The sequence below is a fragment of the Kineococcus vitellinus genome (assembly GCF_009906315.1).
In the GTDB taxonomy this organism is placed as follows: Bacteria; Actinomycetota; Actinomycetes; order Actinomycetales; family Kineococcaceae; genus Kineococcus; species Kineococcus vitellinus.
Window position 1 is genome coordinate 1 of the sequence record NZ_JAAALL010000128.1, and the last position, 11,879, is coordinate 11,879.

The following is an 11,879-nucleotide window of genomic DNA, read 5'->3' on the forward strand; positions in this document are numbered from 1 at the left end:
CCCCTGCCCTACGGTGACCGGGTGCCCGCCCCCGCGCCGACCCCCGAGGTCGTGACCGCCGCCGCCGACCACGCCGCCTCCTGGACCGCCTTCCGGCGCGAGCAGCTGCGGGTGCCCGGCGTCCAGCTCGCGGTGCGCCTGCAGGGGCGGCTGCTGCACTCCAGCGCGCACGGCAGCGCCGACGTGGAGCGGGGCACCGCCCTCACCCCGCAGCACGTCTTCCGGGTCGCCTCGCACTCGAAGACCTTCACCGCGACCGCGGTGCTGCGGCTGGCCGAGCAGGGGCGGCTGCGCCTGGACGACGCGCTGGCCGAGCACGTGCCGTGGGTCGGGGAGGAGGATCCCGAACTCGGCCGCGCCACGCTGCGCGAGCTGCTCGGGCACGCCGCCGGGGTGACCCGCGACGGGCCGGCGGGGGACTTCTGGCAGCTGCAGGAGGACTTCCTCGACGTGGACGGCCTGCGCACCGCCGTGCGCGCCGGCGGTTCGCTCATCGCCCGCTCCAGCCGCTTCAAGTACTCCAACGTCGGCTACTCGCTGCTCGGCCTCGTCCTCGAGGCGGTCGCGGGGACCTCCTACGCCGAGCACGTGCGCACCGAGCTGCTGGAGCGCCTGGAGCTGCCCCGCACCACGCCGGACCTGCCGGCCGCCGGGGACCTCGTCACCGGCTACTCGGGGCTGGCCACGGGGCCGCGCCGGCCGCTGACCTCTCCTCCGACGGCGGCGATGGCCGCGGCCACGGGCTTCTGCAGTACCGCCGAGGACCTCACCGCATGGTTCAGCGCCCACGTGCCGGGCCGCACCGAGGTGCTGGGCGAGCACGCCAAGCGGCTGGCGCAGCGCGCGGAGTGGAGCACCGGCGACAGCAGCGGGCGCACCTACGGCCTGGGGTTCATCGGCGAGCGCTGCGGGGAGCGCACGCTCACCGGGCACGTCGGGAGCTTCCCCGGCCACAGCACCCGCAGCGTGCTGGACGCCGAGGCGGCCCTGGCGGTCAGCGTCCTCACCAACTGCATCGACGGCCCCGCCTCGGAGCTGGCGCTGGGCACGGTCAAGCTCGTGGACCTCTTCGCGGCCGAGTGGTCGCACGCCGAACCGGCGGCCGACCTGGACGCGTTCTGCGGGCGGTGGGCGAACCTGTGGGGCGTCGTGGACGTCGTGCGCGCGGGGTCCGCGCTGCTCGCGCTGGACCCGGCCGCCGCCGACCCCACCGCCGACCCCGTGGTGCTGGAGGCCGTCGACGCCGAGCACCTGCGGGTGAGCCGCGACGGGGGCTTCGGCTCCTGCGCGGAGACGTGGCGGCTGCACCGGCTGCCCGACGGGACGCCCGCGCTGAGCGGTTGGACCGGCAGCACGATGGTGCCGCTGGACCGCTCCGCGCAGGGCTGACCGTCCCGCCGGGACCGGTCGGGCGGGACCGGTCGAGGGTGCTCAGGAGTCCAGCGACGCCTCGAGCGTGATCTCGACGCCGGTGAGCGCCTTGGAGACCGGGCAGGTCTCCTTGGCGGCCTGGGCGACCTTCGCGAACGTCTCGGCGTCCACGCCGCTGACCTCGCCGGAGACCTTGAGCACGATGCCGGTCAGGCGGAAACCGCCGGCCGGGTCCGGGCCGAGGGAGACGTCGGCGATCACCTCCAGGCTCTCCGGGGTGCCGCCGGCCTCGCCGAGCAGCGCGGAGAACTGCATGGCGTAGCAGGAGGAGTGGGCCGCGGCCACGAGCTCCTCGGGGCTGGTCGTCCCGCCGGCCTCCTCGGCGGCGCGCTTGGGGAAGGACACGTCGAAGGTGCCGACCTTCGAGCTGCTCAGCTCGACCTGGCCGGAGCCCTCGTTCAGCGAGCCGTTCCAGGCGGTGCGTGCGGTGCGGGTGGGCATGGGACCTCCACGGGTCGGGCGGTGCGATCGCGTCTCGATCGCCCCCATCCTTCCCACCGCTCCCGCCCGCTGCCAACCGGCCCCGTCCCCGGACCCGCCCCGGAACGCCGGCAGCCCCGGAGAGCGGGGCTCTCCGGGGCTGCCGGGTCGAACGGTCCGGGGTCAGTCGCGCGGGGCGCTCTCGCGGCGCGGGCCGCGGTAGCCGCCCTCGCGGGGGGCACCCGCCGGGCCACCCTCGCGGCGCGGGCCGCGGGGCCCGCCCTCGCGACGGGGACCACCGCGGAAGCCGCCCTCGCGGCGCGGGCCGCGGCGCGGACCGCGACCCTCGCGGGTCTCGGTGCGGCGCGGCTTGACCACGACGGGCTCACCGGACTCGGCGACGGCGCGGACGGTGTCGTCGCCGGCGTTGACGTGCTCGACCTGGTGGGCCTCCACGCCGGCGTCGCGGTGCAGCCAGCCGTAGCGGCGGACCTGGTCCGGCAGCGCGATCGCGAGGACGGTGCCCGTGGCGCCGGCGCGAGCGGTGCGCCCCGAGCGGTGCAGGTAGTCCTTGTGGTCGTTCGGCGGGTCGACGTGCACGACGAGGTCGACGTCGTCGACGTGGATGCCGCGGGCGGCGACGTCCGTCGCCACGAGCACGCGGGTCTCCCCGGCCGAGAAGGCGTCGATCGCCTTGGAGCGCTGCGACTGGCGCAGGTCGCCGTGGATCGCCTCGGCCGGCGCGCCGGCCTCGCTCAGCTGGTCCGCCAGGCGCTGGGCGCCCAGCTTGGTGCGCACGAAGAAGATCGAGCGCGCCGGGCGCTTGCTGATCTCGGTGAGGATCGGCAGCTTGTCGTGCGGGCGCACCGCGAAGACGCGGTGCTCCATGTGCCCGACGTCCTCGGGGTCGGCCGGCGCGGCGTGGAAGGCCGGGTCGGTGAGGAAGTCCGTCACGAGGGCCTCGACACCGCGGTCGAGCGTGGCGGAGAAGAACATCCGCTGCCCACCGGGCTTGGTGCCCTCCAGGATGGCGCGGACGTTGGGCAGGAAGCCCAGGTCGGCCATGTGGTCGGCCTCGTCGAGCACGGCCACGTCGACCTCCGCGAGGGAGACGGCGTCGCGGTCGATGAGGTCCACCAGGCGGCCCGGGGTGGCGATGAGGACGTCGATGCCGCGCTGCAGGGCCGCGATCTGGCGGCCGTAGGGGACGCCGCCGACGACCACGGACAGCCGCAGGTCGAGGGAGTCGCCCAGCGGGCGCAGCGCGTCGGCGACCTGCATGGCCAGCTCGCGGGTCGGCACGAGGACCAGACCGCGCGGGGCGCCGGTGATGCGGGGGCGCTTCTGCTGGGCCAGGCGGGCCAGCATCGGCAGGCCGAAGCCGAGCGTCTTGCCGGAGCCCGTGCGGGCCCGGCCGAGGATGTCGCGCCCGGCGATGCCGTCGGGCAGCGTGCGCGACTGGATCGCGAACGGCGCGGTCATCCCGCGGCGCTCCAGCGCCGCGACGAGCTCCTCGGGCAGGCCGAGCTCGGCGAACGTCAGCTCGGCGACCTCGATCTGCTCGGCGGCCGTCAGGGCCTGCTCGGTGGCCGAGGGGGCGAAGGAGCGGGGGCTGCGCGGCGGGCCGCTGCGGCGACCGCGGAAGCCGCCCTGGCCGCCGGAGCCGCCCTGGCCGCGGTAACCGCCGCCGGAGGAACCGCCCTGGCCGCGGTAGCCGCCGGAGGAGCCGCCCCCGGAGTAGCCGCCACCGGAGTAGCCGCCGGAGCGGGGGCGCTCGTCGCGCTCGAAGGAGCGGTCCTCGGAGCGGTAGCCGCGGGACTCGCGGCGCTGGTAACCGCCCTCGTCGGAACGCGAGGGACGGGTGGAACGGTACGAACGGTCGTCGTACTGAGGCATGTGGTGGGAACTCCACGTGGGCTCGTCGGCCGCACGGCGGTCCGCCCCCGGCCAGAGGCGCGCAGGAGCGCACAGGGCTGAGGGATGGGACTCAAGCGACCTCGCGGGCGGCTCGCCCGCTGAGTGGACGGCGTACAACCGTCGCAGTGAGCCTAACAGGCGCCGGCCCCGAGACCTTCCCGCCTCCCCCCGCACGGGCGCACCGCCCGGCTCAGCCGCGCGAGGCCTGCACCGCCGTCAGCGCGATCGTGTAGACGATGTCCTCCACCAGCGCACCGCGCGAGAGGTCGTTCACGGGCTTGGCCAGGCCCTGCAGCATCGGGCCCACCGAGATGACGCCCGCGTTGCGCTGCACCGCCTTGTAGGTGGTGTTGCCGGTGTTGAGGTCGGGGAAGACGAACACCGTCGCGCGGCCGGCGACGGGCGAGCCCGGCGCCTTGGAGGCCGCGACCGAGGCGACCGCGGCGGCGTCGTACTGCAGCGGGCCGTCGATGACGAGGTCGGGTTCGCGCTCGCGGGCGATGCGGGTGGCCTCGGCCACCTTGTCGACGCTGGAGCCGGAACCCGACGAGCCCGTCGAGAAGCTGATCATCGCCACCCGCGGCTCGATGCCGAACGCGCGCGCGGAGGCCGCCGACTGCAGCGCGATGTCGGCGAGGTCCTCCGGGCCCGGGTCGGGGTTGACCGCGCAGTCGCCGTAGATGACGACGTCGTCGGGCAGGCACATGAAGAACACGCTGGAGACCAGCCGCGCACCCGGCTTGGTCCGGATCACCTGCAGCGCAGGGCGGACGGTGGCGGCGGTGGTGTGCACGGCACCGGCGACCAGGCCGTCCACGTCCCCGGCCTGCAGCATCGTGGTGCCCAGCCAGATGGGGTCGGCCAGGGAGTCGCGGGCCACGTCGGGCTGCATCCCCTTGTGCTTGCGCGCCTCCACGAGGACGGGCACGTAGCGCTCCACGAGCCCGGCGGGGTCGAGGACCTCCACGCCCTCGGGCAGCGAGATGCCCAGCCCCGCGGCGACACCGGCGACCTCCTCGGGGCGCCCGAGCAGGACGGGGCGCGCGATGCCGCGCTCGGCGCAGACGACCGCGGCCTGCACGGTGCGCGGCTCGGTGCCCTCGGGCAGCACGATGCGCTGCACGCGCTCGGCGGCCAGCGTCGTCAGCCGCCGCCGGAAGGCCGCGGGCGACAGGCGCGGGCTGTGCGAGGCCGTCGGCAGCTTCGCCAGCCAGCCGGGGTCGAGGGCGTCGGCGACGGTCGCGGTGACCGACAGCGCCCGCTCGGCGTCGTCGCCGGGCACCTCCGGCGGGAAGCGGTTGACGGCCGTGGCGGTGGCGTAGGTGCTGCGCTCGGAGAGCAGGATCGGCAGGCCGGTGGCCGCGGCCGCCTGGGTGAGCTCGGCCACGCGCGGGTCCATCCCCACGCCCGCCGTCAGCAGCAGCCCGGCGATGCGGTTGCCGTTGAGCGCGGCCAGGCAGGTGGCCATGACGACGTCGTGGCGGTCGCCGGGCACGAGGATGAGCCGGCCCTCGCGCAGCAGCGGCAGCATCCCCGGCACGGCCTGGGCGGCGACGACGACCTCCTTGATGCGCCGGCCCTGGTCGCCGTGGGTGTGGACCTCCACGTCGAGCTCGCTCACCAGGTCGCGCACGCGCGGCCAGGTGAGGTCGGTGCGGAAGGGCACGGCGCCCACGAGCGGGATGCCGTGGTGCTCCAGCGCACCGCGCAGGGCCGCGATCCGCGAGACGGCCGTCTCGGGGTCCTCCGGCACCGGCCAGCGGGAGACGACGCCGCCGATGACGCGCAGCGCCTCGCCGGTGCGGTAGGTGCCGGCGGTGACCGCCATGTCCTCGGCGATGCGTTCGGGCGCACCGGGATCGGCGCCGTCGACGCCCGCGGAGCCGACGAGCAGCACGTCGGCGTCCAGGGCGGTGGCCAGCGCCTGGTTGACCCGGCCGGAGAAGACCTGGTCGGCGGAGGGGGCCAGCCCCTCCACGACGACGACGTCGGAGCCGGCGAGCACCGGCTCGGCCGCGGCCACGACCTCCTCCATGAGGTCGTCGATGTCCCCGCGCGAGAGGCGCTCGACGACGCGGGCGGCGGGGATGGGCTCGCTGGGGTCCAGGCTCGTGGTCAGCCGGACCAGCTGCACCGAGCGGTCGGGGCCGGAGCCGCGGGCCGGCTGCGCGAGCGGCTTGTGGAAGCCCACCGCCACGCCGCGGGCGTCCAGGGCCCGCACCAGCCCCAGGCAGGTCGAGGTGAGTCCGGCCCCGTGGCCGGTGGGGACGACGAGCACGACGCGGGCCATGGCCCCACCCTCCCGCACACCGCCGCTCCCGGCGACGTCGGCCCGGGCGCCTCAGCGGTGCTCGACGAGCTCCACGGTGTCGCGCGCGATGAGCAGCTCCTCGTCGGTGGGCACCACGAGCGCCACCGGCCCGCCGGCGCCGTCCTCGCGCGCGAGCGTGATGCGCCCCTCGGGCAGCGCGCCGCGACCGTGCGCGGCGTTGGCCGCCGGGTCCTCCACGAGGCCCAGGTGCGCCAGCCGGGACAGCAGCATCGAGCGCACGCCCACCGCGTTCTCGCCGATGCCGCCGGTGAGCACGAGGGCGTCCAGGCCGCCGAGCGGGACGGTGAGGGCGGCCACGTGCTTGGCCGCGCGGTGGGCGAAGACGTCCAGGGCCAGCTTCGCGCCGGTGTGGCCCTCGGCGGCCTTGTCCCACAGCGTGCGCACGTCGTTGGACAGCCCCGACAGCGCGAGCAGCCCGGAGGCGGAGTTCAGCTGCTTCACGATCTCGGCGACGCCCTCGCCGGTGCGCTCGGCGACGAGCTCCACGACGGCCGGGTCGAGGTCGCCGGAGCGGGTGCCCATGACCAGCCCCTCCAGCGGGGTCAGGCCCATCGTCGTGTCCACCGAGCGCCCGCCGAGCACGGCCGTCGCGCTGCAGCCGTTGCCCAGGTGGGCCACGACGAGCTTGAGGCGGCGCGGGTCGGCGCCGGTGGCCTCGGCCAGCAGCCGCCCGGCGCGCTCGCTGACGAAGCGGTGGCTGGTGCCGTGCATGCCGTAGCGGCGCACGCCGAACTCCTCGTACCAGCGCTGCGGGACGGCGTAGCGGTAGCTGGCCTCCGGCATCGTCTGGTGGAAGGCGGTGTCGAAGACGGCGACGTGCTCCAGCTCGGGCAGCACGGCGCGCGCGGCCTCGATGCCGGAGACGTTGGCGGGGTTGTGCAGCGGGGCCAGCGCGGACAGCTCGGAGATCTGCCCGAGCACGCGGTCGTCGATGCGCACCGAGCCGCGGAAGAGGGAGCCGCCCTGCACGACGCGGTGGCCCACGCCCAGCAGCGGCGGCAGGTCCATGTCCAGCAGGCGCTGCAGGACGTGCGCGAGGGCTCCGCGGTGGGTGGTGGCGGCGGGGGTGATGGTGCGGGTGCGCTTCTGCCCGCCCACGGTGGTCGTCATGTGCACGACGGCGTCCGGGGTGCCCAGCCGCTCGCCCAGGCAGGAGAGCGAGCGCTCCCCGGTGACGGGGTCGACGAGCGCCAGCTTCACCGACGAGCTGCCGCAGTTGACGACGACGACCGACCCTCGTGTTCCCGGCACCGCGTTCCCTCCCCTCCCCCGGCGGACGCTCCGCCGCCCCGAGCCTCGCACGCGGGCGGTGCGCCCGCGACGGGGCTACCGTCGCCGCGTGAGGCACTGGGGCGGGTCGGGCCGCTACGTGGAGGGCGAGAGGGTCTTCGCCCCGCCCGCGGGCAGCTTCGACCCCGACTGGGTCGCCGCGATCGTGCTGGAGCGCAGCGGGCCCGCGGCCGGCGAGCGGGTGGCGCTGGCCGCCGCCGCGCAGCGCGCGTGGGACGGGCGCTGCGCGGGCCAGGAGCCGGCGCAGGTGCTCGCCGCCCTCGCGGGGCAGGGCCTGGGGGCGGCGACGGCGGCCGCGGTGCTGCGCGCGGCCGAGGACTTCGCCCGCGCGTACGGCGTGGACGGCGCCTAGGCGGGCCAGTCCTCGCGGGCGTGCGCGGTCTCCCAGAACATCCACTCGTAGCGGGTCGCGACGGCGAACGCCTCGTGCATCGCCTCCGCGAGCGCCGGTTCGGCGGCGGCGTCCACGAGGGCGCGGGCCGCGGTGACCGAGGCGTGGAAGGCGGGGTCGTCGTAGGTGGCGATCCACCGCGCGTAGGGGTGCTCCCCGCCCGCCGCGGCGGCGGCCGAGGCCGCGAGGCGGGTGCCGGCGTCGGCGTAGACCCAGAAGCACGGCAGGACGGCCGCGGCGCCGACGGCGTACGGCGCGGTCGCCGCGGTGGCCACGAGGTAGGAGACGTAGCCGAGGGTCGTGGGCGAGGCCCGCGGCGCGGCCGGCGCCGGCGGCAGCACGTCGGAGGAGAGCAGGTCGGCGTGCAGCGAGGTCTCCACGAGCGCGGCGCCGTGCGCCGAGCGCGCCCAGAACCCGGCGGCCTCGGCGTCGGGGGCGCGCGCGGCCAGCAGCGCCAGGGCGCGCGCGTAGCCGGCCAGGTAGATCGCGTCCTGCTCCAGGTAGTGCCGGAAGACGGCGCGCTCCAGCGTCCCGGCCCCGAGCTCGGCGAGGAAGGCGCTGGCCTCGACGGCGGCGCGCAGGCCGGCGGTGCGCGCCCAGGTCTCCTCGGTGAACGTCGCGGGCGTGGAGGTCACGGGGTCCTCTCCCGGAGGGCGAAGGCGTGGTCGAGGGGGCCGGAGCCGTGGCCGACGCCGAGGGCGGTGCCGGCGCTCAGCGCGGCCTGCAGGTAGTCGCGGGCGGGCTCGACGAGCGCGTCCCAGCCGGCGGCGGGCTCGCGCGCGGCCAGCGCGGCCAGCGCGGAGGACAGGGTGCAGCCGGTGCCGTGGGCGGAGCCGGTGGCGATGCGCGGGCGGGCCACCAGCCGGGTGCCGGCCGCGGTGGCCAGCACGTCGACGCTCTCGGCGCCGCCGAGGTGGCCGCCCTTGAGCAGGACGGCGGTGCCGCTGCGCCGCAGCAGCTCCTCGGCCTGCTGCACGCACCCGTCGACGTCGCGGGCCGGGGCGGCGCCCAGCAGGACGGCGGCCTCGGGGACGTTGGGGGTCACGAGGTCGGCCAGCGGCAGCAGCTCCTCGCGCACGACGTCGACGGCGTCGGCGTCCAGCAACCGGTCGCCGCTGGTGGCGACCATCACCGGGTCGAGCACCAGCGGCCCGGCGGTGCGCTCGCGCAGGACGGCGGCGACGGTGCGCGCGACCTCGGCGCCGGCGAGCATCCCGACCTTGGTGGCGTGCACGGCGATGTCGTCGAGGACGACCTCGAGCTGGGAGCGCACGAAGGCGGCGGGCACGGCGTGCACGCCGAAGACGCCCCGCGTGCTCTGCGCGGTCAGGGCGGTCAGCACGCTGGCGCCGTAGACGCCCAGGGCCGTGAACGTCTTCAGGTCCGCCTGGATCCCCGCTCCCCCGCCGGAGTCGCTGCCGGCGACGGTGAGGGCGACGGGCACGCTCACCGGGCCCCCTCGCGCGCGCCGTCCCACCGCGCGCGCAGCTCCCGGGCGGCGCGCTCGGGGTCCTCGGCCGCGCAGACCTCGGAGACGACGCAGACCCCGGCGGTCCCGGTGCCGCGCAGCTCCTCGAGGGTGTCCAGGTGGATGCCGCCGATGGCCACGCACGGCAGGTCGGTGGCGGCCGCGACGGCCCGCACGCCCGCGGCACCCAGCGGGGCGGCGGCGTCCGGCTTGGTGGCGGTGGCGTGCACCGGGCCGACGCCGAGGTAGTCCACCGGGCCGGCCGCGCGGGCCTCCTCGACGGTGGACACCGACAGCCCGAGCAGCAGCTGCGGCGCGAGGCGGCGGACCTCCTCGGCGGGCAGGTCGGACTGGCCGAGGTGGACGCCGTCGGCGCCGGCGAGCAGGGCGACGTCGACGGCGTCGTCGACGAGCAGCGCGACGCCGGTGCCCTCCAGGACCGCGCGCACGGCCCGCACGAGGGCCAGCCGGTCGCGGTCGCCGACGTCCTTGGCCCGCACCTGCACGGCGCTGACCCCGCCCGCGACGGCGGCCCGCACGACGTCGGGCACGCCGCGCGGCCCGCACAGGGCGGTGTCGGTGACCAGGTACAGCGTCGGGTCGAAGCGGGCGCTCACGGCTGCCCCCCGGCCGGCGCGTGGGCCGCCGCACCGGCCAGCGCGTCGTGCAGCGCGCCGGCGTCGACGGCGTCGAGCTCGTCGATCCAGGCGATCGCGAAGCTGCCCGGCCCGGCGCAGCGGGCGGCGGCGCGCTCGGCCGCCACGGCGACGTGGGCGTGGGCCGCGAGCGCGGCCAGCAGCGGGTCCTCGACGACGGCCGCGTAGGCGGCGACGAGGGCGCCCAGGGAGCAGCCGGCGCCCGTGGTGCGGGTCAGCAGCACCGAGCCGCCGCCGACCCGCGCGGTGCGCCCGCCGTGCACGAGCACGTCGACCTCGCCGGAGACGGCGACGACCCCGCCGGTGCGCCCGCTCAGCTCGCGGGCCGCGTCGACGGCCTCCGTGCTGGCCGCCGTCGAGTCGACCCCGCGGCCGCCGGAACCGGCGCCCGCCAGGCCCATGACCTCGGAGGCGTTGCCGCGCACGACCGTCGGCGAGGACGCCAGCAGCTCGCGCGCCACGCGGGTGCGGAAGGCCAGGCCGCCGACGGCGACGGGGTCCAGCACCCAGGGGCGCGAGCGCTCGTGCGCGGACGCGGCGGCCAGCGCCATCGCCTCGGCGCGGGCGTCGTCGAGGGTGCCCACGTTGACGAGCACGGCGGAGGAGAGCGCGGCGAAGTCGCCGGACTCGTGGACGTTGTCGACCATCGCCGGGGAGGCGCCCACCGCGAGCAGCGCGTTGGCGGTGATCGTCTGCACGACCGAGTTGGTGAGGCACTGCACGAGCGGCGCGGCGGTGGTGACGGCCTCGCGGGCCCCGGCCACCGCGGCGACGAGCTCGCCCGGGCGTGCGTGTCCTGCTGCGACGGCTGCCATGGCCGCGACATCCCTTCGTCAGCACTACCTGCGTCAGGTTCGGCGGGTGTGATCTCAGCTCCGCTCGCGGAGCACCCCGTGTCGCCGGGGACCCTAGCAGCCGCGGCGGCCCGGGTCCGCCGCCCGTCGCGGCCCGGGTTTGCGGCCCGTCGCGGAGGGGTACCGCTCCTCCATGAGCCTGAACATGGCGGGAACGGAGACGGTGCCGCGGCCCCGCACCACGGCCGGCCAGCACCTGTCGCTCATCGCCGGGGTGCTGCTGCTGGTGTGGGGGGTGGCCGGGTTCTTCGTCACCGGGTTCTCCGACTTCACCGGCGGGACGCAGGAGCAGCAGGTGATCGGCTTCGCGGTCAACCCGCTGAGCAACGTCCTGCACATCGTGCTGGGCGCGCTGGGCCTGCTGGCGCGCACCGGTGCGCGCCGGGCCCGCTGGTACGGGATCGGGCTGTTCCTCGTGGGCGCGGCGCTGTTCGCCTACGGCGCGCTGCGGGCGGACGACGGCGGGGCCCCGCTGAACCTCAACTGGCCGACGAGCACGCTGCACGCGCTGTTCGCCCTGCTGGGCATGGTCATCGCCTTCGTGCCGGTGCGCGCCGGGAAGATCCCGGACACCGCCGAGCTGCGCCACTGACGGCTGCGGGGACGGGCTGCCCGCCACCGCAGCTCGTGCCCCCGGCGTTCAGGTCCGGGCGGGAGCGCGCAGCGCCACCCGCAGGAGCAGGAAGTTGGTGGTCCCCACCAGCGCGGTCACGACGTGGACGACGACGAGGCCGCTGAGGTCGCTCGCCCCCGGCACGAGGGAGTGCCAGCCGGTGAGGGCCAGCGTGCTGAGCACCAGCCCCGCGACCGCGGCGGCCCCGCCGATGCCGTGACCGGTGGCCCAGGCGCCACTGCCCGCGGCGCGGAAGGTGAAGCGGCGGTGCAGCTCGTTGGCCACCAGGGTGGAGACCACCGTGGCCAGCACGTTGCCGACGGCCGCCGGCAGGGCGGTGGCCGCGCCCAGCACGAGGAAGACGACGGCGTGCGCCCCGTTGCCGGCCGCTCCCGCGAGCACGAAGCGCCCCAGCGTCCACGCCTCGGCGCTCCGCCGACGCCACGGCGCGGGCGGCGGCCCGGGCAGCGGCACGGCCGGCGGTCCCGGCAGCGGAGCGCCGAGGCG

At 76.9% G+C, this 11,879-nt stretch carries 12 protein-coding genes and 1 riboswitch; of the genes, 3 read left to right on the top strand and 9 right to left on the bottom strand.

Features of this window, described 5'->3' with window-relative positions:
* The coding region (locus tag GTQ99_RS12560; protein WP_205707363.1) for a serine hydrolase domain-containing protein at nt 1–1,389 on the top strand (1,389 nt) is incomplete at its 5' end.
* A gap of 42 nt (nt 1,390–1,431) precedes the next feature.
* Here the strand turns inward: GTQ99_RS12560 and GTQ99_RS12565 are convergent.
* From GTQ99_RS12565 to GTQ99_RS12580, 4 genes are all read right to left on the bottom strand, one after another.
* On the bottom strand, nt 1,432–1,872 hold the full coding sequence (locus GTQ99_RS12565; RefSeq protein WP_166616077.1) for an OsmC family peroxiredoxin: 441 nt from the start codon (nt 1,870–1,872) through the stop codon (nt 1,432–1,434).
* Between the two features lie 162 nt (nt 1,873–2,034).
* Nucleotides 2,035–3,747: a DEAD/DEAH box helicase gene (locus GTQ99_RS12570; protein WP_205707365.1), complete on the bottom strand. Its 1,713-nt coding sequence runs from the start codon at nt 3,745–3,747 to the stop codon at nt 2,035–2,037.
* 211 nt (nt 3,748–3,958) lie between these two features.
* Nucleotides 3,959–6,058 carry a phosphate acetyltransferase gene (gene pta / locus GTQ99_RS12575; protein WP_166616078.1) on the bottom strand — a complete coding sequence of 700 codons (2,100 nt, stop codon included), beginning with the start codon at nt 6,056–6,058 and terminating at the stop codon, nt 3,959–3,961.
* A gap of 51 nt (nt 6,059–6,109) precedes the next feature.
* Nucleotides 6,110–7,351, bottom strand: a complete 1,242-nt coding sequence (locus tag GTQ99_RS12580) for an acetate/propionate family kinase (RefSeq protein ID WP_166616079.1) — start codon at nt 7,349–7,351, stop codon at nt 6,110–6,112.
* Between the two features lie 88 nt (nt 7,352–7,439).
* Here GTQ99_RS12580 and GTQ99_RS12585 point away from each other — a divergent pair, with 88 nt between their 5' ends.
* Nucleotides 7,440–7,742 (top strand): hypothetical protein, encoded by a 303-nt coding sequence (locus tag GTQ99_RS12585; protein WP_166616080.1) that lies wholly within the window; start codon nt 7,440–7,442, stop codon nt 7,740–7,742.
* Here the strand turns inward: GTQ99_RS12585 and GTQ99_RS12590 are convergent.
* From GTQ99_RS12590 to thiM, 4 genes are all read right to left on the bottom strand, one after another.
* Nucleotides 7,739–8,416, bottom strand: coding sequence for a thiaminase II/PqqC family protein (locus GTQ99_RS12590; RefSeq protein ID WP_166616081.1), 678 nt, complete (start codon nt 8,414–8,416; stop codon nt 7,739–7,741). The two genes, GTQ99_RS12585 and GTQ99_RS12590, sit on opposite strands and share 4 nt — an antisense overlap.
* On the bottom strand, nt 8,413–9,231 hold the full coding sequence (gene thiD, locus GTQ99_RS12595) for a bifunctional hydroxymethylpyrimidine kinase/phosphomethylpyrimidine kinase (protein ID WP_166616082.1): 819 nt from the start codon (nt 9,229–9,231) through the stop codon (nt 8,413–8,415). Before thiD ends, GTQ99_RS12590 begins: the two co-directional genes overlap by 4 nt.
* Entirely contained in the window at nt 9,228–9,866 is a 639-nt protein-coding gene (gene thiE, locus GTQ99_RS12600; RefSeq protein WP_166616083.1) for a thiamine phosphate synthase, read from the bottom strand. Before thiE ends, thiD begins: the two co-directional genes overlap by 4 nt.
* Nucleotides 9,863–10,720, bottom strand: coding sequence for a hydroxyethylthiazole kinase (thiM, locus tag GTQ99_RS12605; RefSeq protein ID WP_166616084.1), 858 nt, complete (start codon nt 10,718–10,720; stop codon nt 9,863–9,865). The genes thiE and thiM overlap by 4 nt, the downstream gene beginning before the upstream one ends.
* Nucleotides 10,714–10,809, bottom strand: a riboswitch (TPP riboswitch). (Overlaps the previous gene by 7 nt.)
* An 83-nt stretch (nt 10,810–10,892) precedes the next feature.
* On the opposite strand from thiM, the gene GTQ99_RS12610 reads away from it, so the two are divergent.
* Entirely contained in the window at nt 10,893–11,351 is a 459-nt protein-coding gene (locus GTQ99_RS12610) for a DUF4383 domain-containing protein (RefSeq protein WP_166616085.1), read from the top strand.
* Nucleotides 11,352–11,399: 48 nt separating this feature from the next.
* Here the strand turns inward: GTQ99_RS12610 and GTQ99_RS12615 are convergent.
* A partial coding sequence (locus tag GTQ99_RS12615) for a GtrA family protein (protein WP_166616086.1) occupies nt 11,400–11,879 on the bottom strand: 480 nt, incomplete at its 5' end.

What these genes read in the sequence shown, in the direction of transcription:
- GTQ99_RS12565 (WP_166616077.1), bottom strand. Translation starts at nt 1,872, where the DNA reads ATGCCCACCCGCACCGCACGCACCGCCTGGAACGGCTCGCTGAACGAG.
- GTQ99_RS12570 (WP_205707365.1), bottom strand. Translation starts at nt 3,747, where the DNA reads ATGCCTCAGTACGACGACCGTTCGTACCGTTCCACCCGTCCCTCGCGT.
- pta (WP_166616078.1), bottom strand. Translation starts at nt 6,058, where the DNA reads ATGGCCCGCGTCGTGCTCGTCGTCCCCACCGGCCACGGGGCCGGACTC.
- thiM (WP_166616084.1), bottom strand. Translation starts at nt 10,720, where the DNA reads ATGGCAGCCGTCGCAGCAGGACACGCACGCCCGGGCGAGCTCGTCGCC.
- GTQ99_RS12610 (WP_166616085.1), top strand. Translation starts at nt 10,893, where the DNA reads ATGAGCCTGAACATGGCGGGAACGGAGACGGTGCCGCGGCCCCGCACC.